The sequence below is a fragment of the Curtobacterium sp. APC 4022 genome (assembly GCF_030407555.1).
Lineage (GTDB): Bacteria > Actinomycetota > Actinomycetes > Actinomycetales > Microbacteriaceae > Curtobacterium.
In genome coordinates this window covers 1,529-17,166 of the sequence record NZ_JASDDD010000068.1, presented here as the reverse complement: position 1 = coordinate 17,166, position 15,638 = coordinate 1,529, and the positions used below count along the sequence as shown (strand labels likewise).

Here is a 15,638-nt window from a genome sequence, read left to right as displayed (position 1 = left end):
CACCCCCGCGCCCCGCCTACCCTGGTCAGGTGGCTCATCTCCTCGGCGCCGAGAACGTGCATCTCGAGTTCCCCACCCGTGTCGTCTTCGACAGCGTGACCATCGGCCTCGACGAGGGCGACCGGATCGGCGTCGTCGGCCGCAACGGCGACGGCAAGTCGACGCTGCTCGCGCTCCTCGCACAGCGCCTCGAACCGGACGACGGCCGCGTCACGCACCGACGTGGGGTGACGATCGGCTACCTCGACCAGCGCGACATCCTGCCCGAGGGCATGACCGTCGGGCAGGTCGTCGTCGGTGACCTCGCCGAGCACGAGTGGGCTGGCGACGCGAAGATCCGCGACGTCATCGGGGGCCTCGTCTCCGACATCCCGTGGGACGTCACGGTCGACGAACTGTCGGGCGGGCAGCGACGTCGGGTGGCGTTGGCGCGCCTCCTGGTCGGCGACTGGGACGTGCTGTTCCTCGACGAGCCGACCAACCACCTGGACGTCGAGGGCATCCAGTGGCTGGCCGAGCACATCAACCGCCGCTGGTCCGCGAACCAGGGCGGCATGGTCGTCGTGACCCACGACCGGTGGTTCCTCGACGCGGTGTCGACCGACACGTGGGAGGTGCACGACGGCGTCGTCGAGCCCTTCGAGGGCGGCTACGCGGCGTACATCCTGCAGCGCGTCGAGCGTGACCGGCAGGCCGCGTCGAGCGAGCAGCGCCGCCAGAACCTGGCCCGCAAGGAGCTCGCCTGGCTCCGCCGCGGCGCCCCCGCACGGACGAGCAAGCCGAAGTTCCGCATCGATGCGGCGAACGCCCTGATCGACGACGTGCCGCCGATCCGCGACACCGTCGCGCTGTCGCAGATGGCGACGGCGCGCCTCGGCAAGGACGTCGTGGACCTCCTCGACGCGGGCGTGTCGTTCGACGGCACGATGATCATCGAGGACATCGAGTGGCGGATCGCCCCGGGTGAGCGGACCGGCATCCTGGGCCCGAACGGTGCCGGCAAGTCCACGCTGCTCAACCTGGTCTCCGGAAAGCTGCAGCCGACGACCGGCCGGGTGAAGACGGGCAAGACGGTGCAGATCGCGGTCCTCGACCAGCAGCTCGCCGACCTCGCGCAGTTCGCCGAGGACCGCGTGCGCGAGGTCGTGGCGCGCAAGAAGACGAGCTACGTCGCCGACGGCAAGGAGATGACGCCGTCGCAGCTGCTGGAGCGCCTCGGGTTCACCTCGGAGCAGCTCTCCACCCCGGTGAAGGACCTGTCCGGCGGGCAGAAGCGTCGCCTCCAGCTCATGCTCATCCTGCTCGACGAGCCGAACGTGCTGATCCTCGACGAGCCCACGAACGACCTCGACACGGACATGCTCGCCGCGATGGAGGACCTCCTCGACACCTGGCCGGGCACCCTCCTGGTGGTCAGCCACGACCGGTACCTGCTGGAGCGTGTCACCGACCAGCAGTACGCGGTCCTCGGTGGGCACCTCCGTCACCTGCCCGGTGGCGTCGACGAGTACATGAAGCTCCGGGCCGCGGGCACCGGTGGCGGGACGGCGTCGGCTGCTGCCGCGGCATCGGCCGGGAGGCCCGACACGGCCGGGTCGTCCGCCGTCGCCGCCGCCTCGGGGCTGCGTCCGGCGGGGACGGCGGCTGCGCCGACGCTCTCCGGCGCGGAGCGTCGCGTGGTGGAGAAGGAGATGTCGGCGCTCGACCGCCGCATCAGCAAGCTCGCCCTGGACCGGAAGAAGCGGCTCGAGGCGTTCGGCGCGCACGACCAGTCCGACTACGAGGGGCTCGGCAAGCTGCAGGCGGAGCTGACCGCGCTGGACGCCGAGGTCGAACAGCTCGAGGAGCGGTGGCTCGAGGTCGCGGAGCAGCTCGGGGTGTAGCGCGGTCCGGGCTGCCGGACGGGCTCTTGCGGGGTCGGCGCTAGTCGCCGAGCCCCAGGATGAGCCGGCGCAGCAGTCCCGCCAGCTGGCCCTGGTCGGCGTCGGACACCCCGGCCAGGATGTCCCGCTCCGCACGGAGCAGGTCCGCGATGGCGGCGTCCACCGCGCGCCGTCCGGCAGCCGTCAGGGACACCAGGATGCCGCGGCCGTCCCGGGGGTCGGTCCGGCGGGCGACCAGTCCGCGTGCGGCCAGCCGGTCCACCCGGTTCGTCATCGTGCCGCTGGTGACCAGGGTCTGCTGCAGCAGGGCCTTGGGGCTCAGCTCGTACGGGTCACCCGCGCGTCGCAGTGCCGACAGGACGTCGAACTCCCACGGCTCCATGCCGCCCGCGTCGAACGCCTGCCGCCGGGCCCGGTCCAGGTGCCGGGCGAGCCGGTCCACCCGGGACAGCACGTCGAGCGGCGCGAAGTCCAGGTCCGGACGCTCCCGGCCCCACGCCGCGACGATCCGGTCGACCTCGTCCTCTGGCGGCATCCGTCCATCATGGCGTGGATCGGCGGCGCACGACCAGTGTCGGGCACATGGGAGGATGGTCGGGCTCCTCCGGGGGCGTTCCGCCTTGGTGTAATGGCAGCACGACGGCCTTTGGTGCCGTTAGGTCCGGGTTCGAATCCTGGAGGCGGAGCTCCTCGACGGGTCGGTCACTCCACCGAGGAGCGCGGGCGAGTGCTCATCTCGTGGGCGGTCGCGTCTGCTTCGGTCTCGTAGATCTCGCCCCAGGCGATGCTCGTGGGCATGGCATCGACACGCAGTTCTGCGTCAGGCAGACAGATCTGCACGAAGTGCGGGAACGCGGGGAAGGTCCACAGGTCTTCGTCCGCGAACCGACTCCAGAGCAACAATCCTCCGATGCCGAGCGGGTGGCCGAGTTCCTGACCGTTCAGCGGCGGATCGCAGCTGACCATCAGCGCATGGTGGCCGTTCGGCAGCTCGATCGGTCGTTCCACCTCGCACCGGAAGACGGACGAGAACCGCTCGCTGTCCATGGACGAGAGGAAGAAGACTTCTTGCATGTCAGGACTCCCCGTTCCGGCGCCGTGCGCTGCCTCGTCTCGTGGTTCGATGAGCAGTATGCCCACCGTCAGCCCACGCTGTGACACTCGCGGATGAGGAGACGATGATCCGCAGGACCCTCGCCGTGAGCGCAGCCCTCGCAGCCACGGCAGTCCTCGTGACGAGCTGCGCAGGAACAGCGGTGCGACCGGTCCAGACCGGCGCGACCTCGATCACACCTGATGCGGCGAAGCATGCCGTCACCGCCTTCGTCGACCGCTCGACGGCGGTGCTCGGCGGGGACTGGATGCCCCGGGGAGGCGCCGGGCTCAGCCCGTGCACGACGGGCGACGGCGACGACGGCGTCTCGTGGGTCCTCATCGTCGACCGCCCGGCCGGGGACGATCCACACGCTGACGTCGACGCCATCGAACGGATGTGGAAGCAGCGGGGTGTGACCACTGAGCGGTACCAGAGCGGCGGTGCCGATCCGATCGTGGGTGTCCGCGGCGCCGGCGGTCCGACGACCTCCGACGACCTCCGTCGACCTCTACGCCGACCCTCGTGGGTACGCGCTGACGGCGGAGTCTGAGTGCGCCGAGGGCGACTACGCCGACATGGTCCGACGCCAGGGTGACGCGACCGCGGGGTGACGCGAGCGGTGTCTGTCGGCGTCCGCACGGTCCTCCCGTGCAGGAGGTCAGTGGCCGGCGCCGAGGTTCCCGGCGAGGCGGCCGTGGAATGCCTGGCTGGCGTCGTTCATGCCGCGGATGTCGACCCGCTTGCCGTGCTGGTGGTACTTCGTCTCGATCGCGTCGAGCGCGGCGACGGTGGAGGCGTCCCAGATGTGTGACTTCGTCATGTCGATGACGACGAGGTCGGGGTCGTCGACGTAGTCGAACTGCGTGGTGAGGTCGTTGCTCGAGGCGAAGAAGAGCTCACCCTCGACCGTGTAGAGGGCGTGCTGCTCGCCGCTGTCGGTCGCCTCGATGCTCCGGGTCACGGAGGTGAAGTGCGAGACCCGTCGGGCGAAGACGACCATCGCGGCGATCACGCCGATGATGACGCCGATGGCCAGGTTGTCGGTGGCGACGACGATGACGACGGTGAGGACCATGACGATCGTCTCCCCGACGGGCATCCGCTTGAGCGTCGAGGGCTTGATGCTGTGCCAGTCGAAGGTGCCGATGGAGACCATGACCATCACGGCGACGAGGGCAGCCATCGGGATGATCGCGACGATGTCGCCGAGCCCGACGACGAGGACGAGCAGGAACACACCGGAGAGGAAGGTGGAGATGCGGGTGCGGGCTCCGGAGGCCTTGACGTTGATCATCGTCTGGCCGATCATCGCGCAGCCGCCCATGCCACCGAACAGCCCGGAGGCGATGTTCGCCACCCCCTGCCCGAGGGCTTCGCGGGTCTTGCGGGAACCGGTGTCGGTGACCTCGTCGACGAGCTTCGCCGTCATCAGCGATTCGAGGAGTCCCACCAGGGCCATCGCGAGGGCGTAGGGGGCGATGATCGTCAGCGTCTCGAGGCTCAACGGGACGTTCGGGATGAACAGCGTCGGCAGGCTGTCCGGCAGCTTGCCCTCGTCGCCGACGGTCGGGATCGCGAGGGATGCGAGCACGGTGACGAGGGTCAGGACGACGATCGCGACGAGCGGTGCGGGGATGGCCTTGGTGAGCCGGGGCAGGAGCACGATGATCGCGATCCCGGCGGCGCCGATCGGCCAGACGAGCCAGTCGACGCCGAAGATGTTCGGCAGCTGCGCGGTGAAGATCAGGATCGCGAGCGCGTTGACGAACCCGACCATCACCGACCGTGGCACGAACCGCATCAGCTTCGCCGCTCCCAGCCCGCCGAGGACGAGTTGGAAGACCCCGCCCAGCAGGACGGTGGCGATGAGGTAGTCGAGGCCGTGGTCCTTCATGACCGGGGCGACGACGAGGGCGATGGCGCCGGTCGCGCCGGAGATCATCGCGGCACGTCCGCCGACGAACGAGATCACCACGGCCATCACGAACGCCGAGAACAGGCCGACGCGCGGATCGACGCCGGCGATGATCGAGAACGAGATCGCTTCCGGGATCAGCGCGAGGGCCACGACGAGGCCAGCGAGGACCTCACGGAGCAGGATCCTCGGGTTCCGCAGGGCGGACAGGACGGTGGGACTGTGGTGCACCTGGACGGGCACGGACTGCGTGACGGTCGTCACGGTTCTCCTTCGGTGAGGGAAGCGGACGCTCGGCGCCCGCGGGGGAATGTCGTGGGGCGCTTCGTCGCGCACGCCGATCGCAGGAGGACCGGCGGAGAGCCTGACCCTTCCGTAACGAGAGGGTTGGCTGCTTCCGACTCTAACGCAACGGAAGGGTTGGTGCGCAAGTGGGCAACGAAGACACGACGGCGACGAGTGGGCTGTTGATGTACCTCGGCGCGGTCGCGGAGCGCGCATCGGCCTCCGCGGCGCGGTGACACGACGTACCGCGGCTGCCCTCCACAGCGCTTCCACGAGTCGCTGAACGACGGATGCTGCTCGTCTGCTCAGGAATGTCAGTGGGGTCCGGCATCATGGACAGCAGTTCGCGAAGCCCGTTCGGGTCGGGTCAGCGAGCACCCCGGAGCTGGTACCTGTAGGGCAGGTACCAGCTCCGCCCAGCTCCGTGATCGGTGCGGCGCCGGTCGGTCGGTCAGCGACCAGCCGTCATCCCCCGGCGGTCCACGCGGCGGCGACGCTGCGGTCGACGACCCGGCGCCATCCTTCCGGAGCGGCCGGGTCGTGGCAGGCCATCCCCGCCATCCAGAGCACGGTCATCAGGTCATCGACGGTGAAGTCGGGGGAGAGGGCCCCGGCGGCGTGGGCGTTGTCCACGAGTTCTGCTCCGAGCGCCATCGACCGTTCACACGCGTTGATGAGGAGGACGGCGTCGGGGTACCGCCGGAGCATCGCGTCGTTCATGGCCGGGTCGCTCCGCTGCAGGTCGATCATCTCGGCGATGAAGGTCTCGAGCTGCGCGCGCGGAGTGTCCTGGGCCAGTGTCCGTTCCCGGAGGGTCCGGAGCTTCGCGCCCGCGATGTCCGGCACGACGGCGTCGATGAGGTCTTCACGCGAGCCGATGCGGTTGTAGAGCGTCCCGATGCTCACACCGGCTTCGCGGGCGATGTCCTCCAGTGGCGCGGAGAGCCCTCGCTGTGTGAAGACCGCGATGGCGGCGGCGCGCAGCTTCTCGACGTTCGCCTGCGCATCTCGGCGCAGGCGGGGGGCGGTGCTCACAGCGACTCCGAAGGATCTTGAGGGCGTCCTCAACATAGGCTCAAGTGGATTTGAGGACGACCTCAACTTACCGCACCGACACTAGGTCCCCCAGCGGGCCGCGGAAGGACACACCATGCCCCTCATCACGATCATCGGAGCAGGACCCGGCCTGGGGCTCGCGATCGCCCGGGCATTCGGGCAGAAGGGCTTCGACGTGGCTCTCGTGGCCCGCGACCGATCGAAGGTGGACGCCCTCGCCGCACAGCTCACCGCGGAGGGCATCCAGGCTCGCGGGTTCACGGCCGACGTCGGCGCGCCCGACACGATCCGGGCCGCACTCCGCTCCATCCGGGAGACGCTCGGCCCGATCGACGTCCTGGAGTTCTCCCCGGCCGACCGGACTCTGGAGTCGGTCGATGCCGTGGACGTGACGATGGAGAACCTGCAGCCGCAGATCGACTTCTACCTCGGAGGCGCCATCGCGGCCGTCGGTGAGGTCCTGCCGGACATGGTCGCCGCGGGTTCCGGCACGGTGCTCGTGACGACCGGCGGCGGTGCACTTGCGCCGACGCCGGTCCGCGGGAACGTCAACATCGCCGCGGCGGGGCTCCGCAACTGGACGCTCAACCTCAACGCGGCCCTGGCGGAGAAGGGTGTCTACGTCGGCTTCGTCGCCATCACCGCACTGATCGGGGGTGGGCGACCGGATGCCGAGCCGGCGGTCATCGCGCAGTCCTACGTGACGCTCCACGACGAGCGGCGGGACGCCGAGCTGCACTACGTCGCGTACGACGGCTGACGCCTGGTGATCACTCGCCGCGGCTGCCGCTGTCGCCTGCAGCGCCTGCGGCGGCCGCGGCGAACGACCGGAGCGTGGCGACCTGCTGCGCGGTGCTCGGCGGATCGGCTGACATCTGCCACGTCGACACCAGCGCGATCATGCCGCCGATCGTGAAGGTCCGAGCGTCCCCGGTGAGTGCGATCTCCCGTCGGTGACGACCGTGATCCGACTCCGTCAACCACGTCGTCATCGCCGACGCCAGCACTTCGGCGACGCGCTCGCCGCGTGGGATGGCGCGGAGCTTGTCGAAGAACTCCCGATCCGCGCGCCCTGCGGTGAGCAACGGTTCGATGCCGCGCGCCCGGACTGCGTCGGTGAGGGCCTGCGGGAGGTTCGCCGCACTCTGGTCGAGCGGCAGCCAGTCATCGAGCAGGCGGCTGATCCAGAGGTCCGTGGCCAGGTCCCCGACGTTGCCGTAGTGGTTGTGGAGTGCCTGTCTGCTCAGGCCGGCTCGCTGCGCCACGGCGCTCATCGGGATCGTCTCGCCCTTCGGTGCCTCGGACACCAGGGCCGCCAGTGCCCGGATCAGGGCCGCGCGGGTGCGGGTGACACGCGGGTCCACGCGCTGGGCCCCGAGTGTCGCCGTCTTCGTCGGGTCGGGCATGACTCCATCTTGCCAGAGCTCGACCGCTGATGTACGTTCGTCATCTATTGGACAACTGTAAAGGAAATGATGACGCACGTGACTGAGACGGCACCTCGCCGGGGAGACGTTCCGCAGCACCCCGAGTTCGAAGCGGCGGTCGCCGGCGGTTCGCTCGACTCCGAAGGGCCGGGGTCGGCCCATCGCTACCGCAACCTGGTCCTCGGTGGGATCGCGATCCTGCTCCTGGCGATGGCGATGCTGACGAGCTACTCGAGCGCGTTCGGCAACCCGACGCCGAACAACGTCCAGCTCGCGGTCACCGGCGACGCCGACACGATCGTCGCGCTCGAGCAGCAGGGATCGCTGGACCTGACGGTCGTGGCGTCCGCTCGACAGGCGCGCGCCGCAGTGCTCGACCGTGACGTCGACGGCGCCGTCGTCCTGCCGGCACCCGGCAAGGGAGGCGTCACCACCTACATCGCCAGTGGTGGTGGGCGCGGCCTCGGCCAGGCGATCTCCGGTGTCGGCGACTCGATCGCGGCGAAGCTGCAGACCACCAACACGGCCACCGACCTCGCACCGCTGCCGAAGAAGGACCCGGTCGGATCGGTCGAGTTCTACGCGATCCTCTTCGCGGGGCTCGGCGCCGCCCTCGGCGCGACGGTGTTCGGACGCATCCTCGGCACGGTCGACACGGCGACGAAGTTCGTCGAGCGCAGTGTGGTCCTCGTCCTCTACGCCGGTCTGCTCGCCGGTCTGATCACCCTCTGGATCGACTCCGGTCTCGGGGCGGTCACGGTTGGTCCCTGGGCCGTGTTCGGCGTCCTCTGGCTGACCGGGGTCGCGATCGGGGGAGCGGTCACCGGTGTGGCCGCCCTGGGCGGGACCATCGCGGCACTCGCCATGACACTCGCCCTGGTGATCCTCGGCAACACGTCCTCCGGCGGTCCGCTCGGCATCCACGTCCTCAACGACTTCTTCCAGACACTCTCGTACGTCTTCCCCCAGGGCGACGCGCTCGACCTGCTCCGGTCCGTCCAGTACTTCGACGGCGCGGCCGTGGCTGTCCCGATCATCCGGCTGGGGATCTGGGCAGGAGCGGGCATCCTGCTCACCCTGACGGCGATGCTCATCCGGACCCGGCGAGAGGCTGCGGCGCGTTCCGGAGCCGGTCGCGGGACGGTGGTCCTGCCGTCGACCTCGTCGTCCTGAGGCCGGCGGGACATCAGCGTCCCCGACCGCTCGGACAGCTTCCTGGCCGAGCGGGAGGGGCCACCAACACCACCACTGCAGAACCGCAACCAGCCCTCGTCACCGAGGACGATCGGAGGACCGAATCATGCCAGGGAAGATCGACGTGCACCAGCACCTGCTCCCGCCCCGTTACTTCGAGGCGCTCGCCGCGGCAGGATCGCGAGCGATGGGCGTCGGCGCCCCGGGGCAGGCGCAGCCCGCGACGGGCGGGAGCGCCCAGTGGGATCCGTGGGGGGACAGCGGCGGGACGGCACCGCGTCGTGGTCCTCGGGCCATCGGCGGCTGGTCGATGCCGGAGTGGAGCCCCGGGGCGGCGATCGCGATGATGGACGAGGCGGGCATCGAGACGGGCATGCTGTCGATCAGCGCGCCGGGTGTCCACTTCGGTGACGACGCCGCGGCCCGCGATCTCGCGCGTGAACTGAACGACCACCAGGCCGAACTGGTCCGGGAGCAGCCGGACCGTTTCGGGCACTTCGCGGTGCTGCCGCTGCCGGACTTCGACGGTGCCGTCGCCGAAGCCGTGCGCGCACTCGACGAGCTCCACGCAGACGGTGTACTCCTGCTGTCGAACGCGCACGGTCGGTACCTCGGCGATCCCGCGTACGAGCCGCTTTGGACCGAGCTCGCGGCACGCTCGGCCGTGGTCTTCGTCCATCCCACCGCTCCGCCGATCCAGCAGTTGCCCGGCATGCCCACGGCACTGCTCGACTTCCCGTTCGACACCACCCGGACCGCCGTCGACCTCGTCGCCCACGGCGTGTTCGACCGGCACCCGGAGCTCCGAGTGATCCTCTCGCACGCCGGCGGGTTCCTGCCCTACGCCGCGAGTCGGTTCAGAGCCGCCGCGATGTTCAACCCAGGCACCACACCGGAGGGCATCCAAGCGGGGCTGCGCAAGTTCTACTTCGACACGGCCCTGTCGGCGACACCCACGTCTCTGCCGTCACTCCTGGCCTTCGCGGAGCCGGGTCACGTGCTCTACGGCAGCGACTTCCCCTACGCGCACCCGGACTGGACCGCTCGTTTCGACCACTGCCTGGAGACCTACGACGGCCCTGGCGCGGAGCGGCTCGGGGACGTGGACCGTTCCGCTGCCGAGCAGCTCTTCCCGCGCTTGGCGTGACCTGACGCCACGGTCGCGCGGGCCGTCGCCGCGCGGGCCGTCGCCGCACTCGGCGACAACGGCCCGGCGGCGGTCAGCACCAGCTGAGGTCAGCGCCCGCTGAGGTCGTACGGCGTCGCCGTCGAGTCGACCGTCGTCAGGTACCCGCCGTCCGACAGGTCCGTCGGCAGGGTGATGGTGCGGGTCACCGACGGCTTCGCGCCCGCCGTGCCGACCTGCGTGATCGTGCCCTCACCACCGCGCGTGACGAACACGCTCGTGCCGTCGTCGGTCGCCGCGGCGAAGCGCACGGCCGTCGCGGTCGCCGACTGTCCGGCGACCGGACCGTGTCGCAACGGCTGGAGTGCGACGGACGTCCTGCGGCCGTCGTAGATGCCGTCGGCCTGCTTCTGCACCAGGACGAGCGAGTCGCCGGAACCCGACGTCAGTGCGACGGCGGCGAACCGCGACGTGACGACCGCGCGGGTGAACAGCCCCGTCCCGAGTGCGACGCTCCGGATGCTGTCCGACGACGTCGACGACGCGGTGAGGTACGCGGGCACCCGGTCCCAGCTGGTGCCCGCGGTCGTGGTGCCGGCCTGCGCGCCGATCGCGGTCGTGCCGTCGGGAGCCATCCGCGGGCGGTAGCTCTGCACGCTCGGCTGCGGGTAGGCGGCGGAGCTGGAACCCGTGAACCCGTTCTTCGTGAGCCGGACCGTCTGCACGCCGGTGGCGAGGTCGGAGCCGATGACGGTGCCGGTCGCGTTGACGACCGGGCCGTGCGGGTACGCGCCCAGCGGTGTCGTCGCGATCCGGTGTGGCCGCGTCGCACCCCGCATGATGTCGGACACGGAGTAGGCGTCGAGCCGGCCGCCGGCGGTGACGACCAGGCGCAGGGGGCTGCCGACCAGGAAGGTCTCGACCTCCTCGGTGCCGCGCTTGCCGGTCGTGGCCAGTGTCACGGCGGAGGTGGTGATGTCGGCCGTGTGGGCGACCTCCCGTCCGAGGTCGATGACGGTGACGCGCTGGTGTGTGGAGCCGTCGAAGTCTGAGCCGACCGCGAGGTGGCGGCGGGAGGTGTCGGTGGCGAGCCAGCCGGCGCGTTCCCAGCGGCCGTCGGCGTTCGGGACGGCGTAGTGCTGCACGATCCGCGCCGTGCCTCCGGAGCCGATGGCGAGGACGTCGAGCTGTGGCTTCGACTCGTCCATGAACGCGATCCGCCCGTGGCCGAGCTGGACGGTGCCGGCGTGCGTCCCGAGCGTGACACCGCGGAGGGTCGCGGTGCGTCGGCCGGTGACGGCGTCGTTGACGTAGAGGCGTCCGGCAGGTGCGTCCGCGGTGACGAGCCAGCTGTGGTGCGCCCTCGGTGCCGCGGCGGCCGGAGTCGCGGGGGCGACGGTGGCAACGAGGGGCAGGGCGCCGGCCAGGACGAGAGCGGGGACGAGGAGGGTGTGGCGGGGCGACATGGAACTCCTGGAGATCGGGATGGGCGAGGTCTAGATGATAACTGTTATCAACAAGCCCGACCCCGATCGGCCAGGGAGCAGAACATTCAGCTTTGCAGCGAAGTCATATCACTGTGATGCTATTGTTCGAACCGGGAGACACACCTCTTCCCCGGATCGAAGGACACCCCATGTCGACCACCCCGCACCACCGCCCCCGCGTCCTGGTCACCGGCGCGAGCATCGCCGGCCCCACCGTCGCCTGGGGCCTCGACCGCTCCGGGTTCGACGTGACGCTGCTGGAGCGCTCGCCGGAGCAGCGGACCACCGGCCAGAACATCGACATCCGCGGCCTCGGGCGGGACGTGTTGCGGAGCATGGGTCTCCGCGACACCGTGATGCAGCACCTGACCGGCGAGCAGGGCACCCGCTTCGTCCGCGAGGACGGGAAGCCCTACGCGGTGTTCCCCCGCGCGGAGGGTGAGGACGGACCCACCGCCGAGATCGAGATCCTCCGCGGCACGTTCGCCGGCATCCTGGTCGACGCGCTGCCGGACTCGATCGACCGACGCTACGGCGACTTCGTCGTGGGTGCCGAGCAGGACGACTCCGGCGTGTGGGTCCGCTACGACCGCGGCGCTCCTGAACGTTTCGACCTGGTCGTCGTCGCCGAGGGCCGCAGCTCCCGCACCCGGCGCATCCTGTTCGCGGACGAGACCGAGTACCGCGACTTCGGGGTGAGCATCGCCTACGGCACGATCGACCGCACCCCGGACGACGTCGACCTCTGGGACTGGTACACGGCATCGCGCGGTCGGGTCGCCTCGATCCGCCCGGACAACGAGGGCACGATCCGGGCGAGCCTGTCCTTCGAGTCGGAGCCGATGGGGTTCGAGCGCCTGCCGGTCGACGTGCAACTGTCGATCCTGCGCGAGCGCTTCCGCGGCGCGGGATGGCAGTCCGAGCGCATCCTCGACGGCTTCGCGGCGCGTCCCGTCGAGTTCTACACGCAGCGCATGGAGCAGGTCGTCGTGTCGCGCTGGAGCAAGGGACGGGTGGTCCTGCTCGGTGACGCCGCGTGGGGGTCCGGCCCGACGGGCATGGGCACGACCCTCTCGTTGGTCGGCGCGCACGTCCTCGCCGGCGAGCTGGCCAGCGAGCTGGCCCGGGCCGCGCGGGACGGTGACGGCACCCTCGCCGCGAGCGCGGTGCGCCGAGCTGCCGGACGCTACGAGGGCCTCCTGCGCGGGTACGCCGACAGCGCGCAGGGGCTGCCGCGCGGCGGAGCGAAGCTCATGCACCCGTCGTCCCGTCTCGGAGTCCGCGCCGTGCAGACAGCCCTCCGGATCGCTGCGTCCGCCCCGGTGCGGAGGTTCGCGCAGGCGAACCTGCTGACCAGCGAGAAGCACGTGCCGGTGCTGCCGCACTACCCGACCCTCCAGATGGTGTGACGGTCGCCCGCCGGGATCGGCCAGGATTGCGGACATGAGCGAGTTGCGGACCCAGACCCTCGAAGCCCTCCGCCACTACGCGGTCCGCTACCAGGAGTCGGCGCACCGCTTCGCGGCCTGGATGGACCTGCCGATGTCGGACGGCGCGGCGCTGGGCGAGGTGATCTGGGCGGAGAACGAGGGCGACCCGCTGTCGGCCGCGCGACTCCGGTGGCGGATCGGCATGACGTCCGGGGCCACCAACGCGCTGGTGAAGCGACTGGAGGAACGTGGCCTGGTCACACGCACCCGCGAGAGCGTGGACCGACGGATCGTGACGCTCCGCGCCACCGACGCGGCCCGCCGGCGAGCCGACGGTTTCTTCGGGACGCGGGTCCAGGGTCTGGAGGTCGCGCTCGGCCAGTACGACGACGGAACGCTGGAGGTCGTCCGTGAGTTCCTGGACCGCCTGGCGGCGGTGTTGCCCGGAGACCCGGGCAGGACCGGGGATCCGGACGCCTGAGAGGCTCGATCTGAGAAACGGGCACGTTTGCGGTCGGTGTCGCGTCCTCAGTAGCGTCGCTCAGTACACGATGCGAGACGTTGCCGAGGGACGGTGCCGTCGTCGACAGGAGCACCCGAATGACCACCGAATCCGTGATCACCAGCCCCTACCGGAAGACCGGAACCGCGACCGGCCCCCGCACCGGCGGCACGTCGACCTACTCGTCGTTGCTGCAGCAGGTGAAGGACGCCGGGCTGCTCAAACGCCGTCGCGGCTTCTACTGGTCGATGTTCGTCGCCCTCGTCGTCGCGACCGCCGCGTGCTGGGTCGTCTTCGCCCTGCTCGGTGACTCCTGGTTCCAGCTGATCGTGGCGGGTGCGCTCGGCGTGCTGTTCACCCAGTTCGCGTTCCTGTCGCACGAGGCCGCGCACCGGCAGGTGTTCGACTCCCGGAAGTGGAACGACCGTGCGGGCCGCTGGCTCGGCACCTTCGTCGTCGGGCTGTCGTACTCGTGGTGGATGAACAAGCACACCCGTCACCACGGCAACCCGAACACCGTCGGCAAGGACCCGGACATCGCGCCGGACGGCGTCGTGTTCATCCCCGAGGACGCTGCCGCCACTACCGGCCCGATGCGCTGGCTCGTCCGGCACCAGGGCTGGCTGTTCTTCCCGCTCCTGACGCTCGAGGGCATCAACCTGCACCGCCACGCGGTGACCTCGGTGCTCCGCGGGGTCGAGGGCAAGAGCGACCGCCGTGACCGTGTGGTCGAGGGCGTCATGCTCGCGGCGCGCTTCGCGATCTACCTGCCCATCGTGTTCGTGTTCCTGCCGTTCGGGATGGCGTGTGCGTTCCTCGGGGTGCAGCTGGCCGTGTTCGGCGTGATGATGGGCGCCTCGTTCGCCCCGAACCACAAGGGCATGCCGACGATCGCCCACGACGCCAAGGTCGACTTCTTCTCCCGCCAGGTCCGCACCTCGCGCAACATCCGCGGCGGCTGGTGGGTGTCGTTCCTGATGGGCGGCCTGAACTACCAGGTCGAGCACCACCTGTTCCCCTCGATGCCCCGCCCCGCGCTGAAGCAGGCACGACTGCTGGTCCGCGACCACTGCGACACCCTCGACGTGCCCTACACGGAGACCACCCTGCTGCGCTCGTACGGCATCGTCGTCCGCTACCTCAACCGCGTCGGACTCGCAGCACGCGACCCGTTCGACTGCCCGATGACCAGCGAGCTCCGCATCAGCTGACGCCGGACAGCACAACGGAACGGCACAGCGCACCGGCACGACAACGGACCGCGGGCCGACTCGATCTCGAGTCGGCCCGCGGTCCGTTCGTCGTCCGAGGTACTCAGACCGTGATCGTCTCGCCGTCGGCGACCGTCACCAGGTCGATGCCGGTGAGCTGCCCGGCGAACTGCGCGAACGACCCCTTGCCGACCTCGCTGAGCATCAGGTCGTGGATCTGCACGGCACGCTCCGGCCGCACGGCGCGGACGAAGTCGACGAGCTCGCCGAGCTTCGCCCACGGGCCGGAGGTCGGCACGAGCAGTGTCTCCACCGGCACACCCGGCGCCGAGTACGCGTCGCCCGGGTGGAACACGCGGCCGTCCACCAGGAAGCCGACGTTCGTCATCGGCGGCAGGTCGGCGTGGATCACGGCGTGGTCGCCCCCGAACACGCGGACCTCGAAGCCGCCCGCCGTGATCGTGTCACCGGGGGAGATGGCGACCACCCGGCCGTCGTGCGCACCGAGCGCGTCCACGACGGAGGCCGGCGCCCAGACGCGGAGCTCGGGCTGCGCGTCGAGTGCTGCGCTGAGGACCTCGGCGTCGAAGTGGTCGGGGTGGTCGTGGGTGACGAGCACGGCATCGGCTGCGGCGACGAGGTCCGCGGACGCCGACGTGTAGGCACCCGGGTCGAGGAGGACGCTGCGGTCGCCGTCGCGGAGGACCACGGTGGCGTGGGTGTGCTTGGTGAGTTCCATGACCGGAAGTGTACAGCCGACCTGTACACTTCTGCCCATGGCCCTGCGCGACTTCACGCTCGACGACGCGGACGCGCTGCGCCGCGCGATCGGCGACAGCACCCGTGCCGTCCGCCGCACCGAGACCACACCCGAGGGCCAGGTCGAGACGCTCGGCTTCCTGGCCCGCGACGGCGCCCAGAGCATCGCCGCGCTGGCACGACTCCGTCGCGTGCGGCACCAGTCGATGCGGGTGACGGTCGCCGACCTCGAGGCGCAGGGGCTCGTCGAGCGCTCACCCGACCCCG

General features: G+C 70.3%; 16 protein-coding genes and 1 tRNA gene. 10 read left to right on the top strand and 7 right to left on the bottom strand.

Translation table 11 applies throughout. The annotated features are described in order from the left end of the window. The first annotated feature begins 29 nt into the window (after nt 1-29). Nucleotides 30-1,883 carry an ABC-F family ATP-binding cassette domain-containing protein gene (locus QL987_RS15500; protein ID WP_111076452.1) on the top strand — a complete coding sequence of 618 codons (1,854 nt, stop codon included), beginning with the start codon at nt 30-32 and terminating at the stop codon, nt 1,881-1,883. A 40-nt stretch (nt 1,884-1,923) separates the two neighbouring features. Here the strand turns inward: QL987_RS15500 and QL987_RS15495 are convergent, their stop codons facing one another. Next, on the bottom strand, nt 1,924-2,418 hold the full coding sequence (locus QL987_RS15495; RefSeq protein ID WP_221849804.1) for a MarR family transcriptional regulator: 495 nt from the start codon (nt 2,416-2,418) through the stop codon (nt 1,924-1,926). Nucleotides 2,419-2,497: 79 nt separating this feature from the next. Between QL987_RS15495 and QL987_RS15490 the strand changes: the two genes are divergently transcribed. Next, a tRNA-Gln gene (locus QL987_RS15490) sits at nt 2,498-2,569 on the top strand. A 16-nt stretch (nt 2,570-2,585) separates the two neighbouring features. Here QL987_RS15490 and QL987_RS15485 read toward each other — a convergent pair. After that, complete coding sequence (locus tag QL987_RS15485) at nt 2,586-2,957, bottom strand: hypothetical protein (RefSeq protein WP_290158513.1); 372 nt, start codon at nt 2,955-2,957, stop codon at nt 2,586-2,588. A gap of 104 nt (nt 2,958-3,061) precedes the next feature. Between QL987_RS15485 and QL987_RS15480 the strand changes: the two genes are divergently transcribed. Then, complete coding sequence (locus QL987_RS15480) at nt 3,062-3,529, top strand: hypothetical protein (RefSeq protein ID WP_290158511.1); 468 nt, start codon at nt 3,062-3,064, stop codon at nt 3,527-3,529. A 108-nt stretch (nt 3,530-3,637) separates the two neighbouring features. Here QL987_RS15480 and QL987_RS15475 read toward each other — a convergent pair whose 3' ends face one another. Further along, nucleotides 3,638-5,158: a SulP family inorganic anion transporter gene (locus QL987_RS15475; protein ID WP_290158509.1), complete on the bottom strand. Its 1,521-nt coding sequence runs from the start codon at nt 5,156-5,158 to the stop codon at nt 3,638-3,640. Nucleotides 5,159-5,644: 486 nt separating this feature from the next. Next, nucleotides 5,645-6,214, bottom strand: a complete 570-nt coding sequence (locus QL987_RS15470) for a TetR/AcrR family transcriptional regulator (protein WP_290158506.1) — start codon at nt 6,212-6,214, stop codon at nt 5,645-5,647. A 115-nt stretch (nt 6,215-6,329) separates the two neighbouring features. Here QL987_RS15470 and QL987_RS15465 point away from each other — a divergent pair, with 115 nt between their 5' ends. Continuing rightward, entirely contained in the window at nt 6,330-6,995 is a 666-nt protein-coding gene (locus QL987_RS15465) for an SDR family NAD(P)-dependent oxidoreductase (RefSeq protein ID WP_111075781.1), read from the top strand. A 10-nt stretch (nt 6,996-7,005) separates the two neighbouring features. Here the strand turns inward: QL987_RS15465 and QL987_RS15460 are convergent, their stop codons facing one another. Continuing rightward, complete coding sequence (locus QL987_RS15460) at nt 7,006-7,641, bottom strand: hypothetical protein (RefSeq protein WP_290158503.1); 636 nt, start codon at nt 7,639-7,641, stop codon at nt 7,006-7,008. A gap of 78 nt (nt 7,642-7,719) precedes the next feature. On the opposite strand from QL987_RS15460, the gene QL987_RS15455 reads away from it, so the two are divergent. Continuing rightward, nucleotides 7,720-8,835, top strand: coding sequence for a hypothetical protein (locus QL987_RS15455; protein ID WP_290158501.1), 1,116 nt, complete (start codon nt 7,720-7,722; stop codon nt 8,833-8,835). A gap of 127 nt (nt 8,836-8,962) precedes the next feature. Continuing rightward, nucleotides 8,963-10,003 (top strand): amidohydrolase family protein, encoded by a 1,041-nt coding sequence (locus QL987_RS15450; RefSeq protein WP_290158499.1) that lies wholly within the window; start codon nt 8,963-8,965, stop codon nt 10,001-10,003. Between the two features lie 89 nt (nt 10,004-10,092). Here the strand turns inward: QL987_RS15450 and QL987_RS15445 are convergent, their stop codons facing one another. Then, nucleotides 10,093-11,448 (bottom strand): hypothetical protein, encoded by a 1,356-nt coding sequence (locus tag QL987_RS15445; RefSeq protein WP_290158497.1) that lies wholly within the window; start codon nt 11,446-11,448, stop codon nt 10,093-10,095. Between the two features lie 170 nt (nt 11,449-11,618). On the opposite strand from QL987_RS15445, the gene QL987_RS15440 reads away from it, so the two are divergent. The 3 genes from QL987_RS15440 to QL987_RS15430 all read left to right on the top strand — a co-directional run bounded on the left by QL987_RS15440 (nt 11,619) and on the right by QL987_RS15430 (nt 14,612). After that, on the top strand, nt 11,619-12,878 hold the full coding sequence (locus QL987_RS15440) for an FAD-dependent monooxygenase (protein WP_290158495.1): 1,260 nt from the start codon (nt 11,619-11,621) through the stop codon (nt 12,876-12,878). A gap of 34 nt (nt 12,879-12,912) precedes the next feature. Then, the gene (locus tag QL987_RS15435) at nt 12,913-13,380 is read left to right on the top strand and encodes a helix-turn-helix domain-containing protein (protein WP_220039233.1); all 468 of its coding nucleotides are present in this window, start codon (nt 12,913-12,915) and stop codon (nt 13,378-13,380) included. Between the two features lie 119 nt (nt 13,381-13,499). Continuing rightward, complete coding sequence (locus QL987_RS15430) at nt 13,500-14,612, top strand: acyl-CoA desaturase (protein ID WP_290158493.1); 1,113 nt, start codon at nt 13,500-13,502, stop codon at nt 14,610-14,612. Nucleotides 14,613-14,715: 103 nt separating this feature from the next. Here QL987_RS15430 and QL987_RS15425 read toward each other — a convergent pair whose 3' ends face one another. Continuing rightward, entirely contained in the window at nt 14,716-15,351 is a 636-nt protein-coding gene (locus QL987_RS15425) for an MBL fold metallo-hydrolase (protein ID WP_253467464.1), read from the bottom strand. A gap of 37 nt (nt 15,352-15,388) precedes the next feature. Between QL987_RS15425 and QL987_RS15420 the strand changes: the two genes are divergently transcribed. Continuing rightward, the coding region (locus tag QL987_RS15420; protein ID WP_290158490.1) for a helix-turn-helix domain-containing protein at nt 15,389-15,638 on the top strand (250 nt) is incomplete at its 3' end.

Excerpts from the sequence above, each read along its gene's own strand:
- QL987_RS15495 (WP_221849804.1), bottom strand. The coding sequence starts at position 2,418 with ATGCCGCCAGAGGACGAGGTCGACCGGATCGTCGCGGCGTGGGGCCGG.
- QL987_RS15485 (WP_290158513.1), bottom strand. The coding sequence starts at position 2,957 with ATGCAAGAAGTCTTCTTCCTCTCGTCCATGGACAGCGAGCGGTTCTCG.
- QL987_RS15480 (WP_290158511.1), top strand. The coding sequence starts at position 3,062 with ATGATCCGCAGGACCCTCGCCGTGAGCGCAGCCCTCGCAGCCACGGCA.
- QL987_RS15465 (WP_111075781.1), top strand. The coding sequence starts at position 6,330 with ATGCCCCTCATCACGATCATCGGAGCAGGACCCGGCCTGGGGCTCGCG.
- QL987_RS15460 (WP_290158503.1), bottom strand. The coding sequence starts at position 7,641 with ATGCCCGACCCGACGAAGACGGCGACACTCGGGGCCCAGCGCGTGGAC.
- QL987_RS15450 (WP_290158499.1), top strand. The coding sequence starts at position 8,963 with ATGCCAGGGAAGATCGACGTGCACCAGCACCTGCTCCCGCCCCGTTAC.
- QL987_RS15445 (WP_290158497.1), bottom strand. The coding sequence starts at position 11,448 with ATGTCGCCCCGCCACACCCTCCTCGTCCCCGCTCTCGTCCTGGCCGGC.
- QL987_RS15440 (WP_290158495.1), top strand. The coding sequence starts at position 11,619 with ATGTCGACCACCCCGCACCACCGCCCCCGCGTCCTGGTCACCGGCGCG.
- QL987_RS15435 (WP_220039233.1), top strand. The coding sequence starts at position 12,913 with ATGAGCGAGTTGCGGACCCAGACCCTCGAAGCCCTCCGCCACTACGCG.
- QL987_RS15430 (WP_290158493.1), top strand. The coding sequence starts at position 13,500 with ATGACCACCGAATCCGTGATCACCAGCCCCTACCGGAAGACCGGAACC.
- QL987_RS15425 (WP_253467464.1), bottom strand. The coding sequence starts at position 15,351 with ATGGAACTCACCAAGCACACCCACGCCACCGTGGTCCTCCGCGACGGC.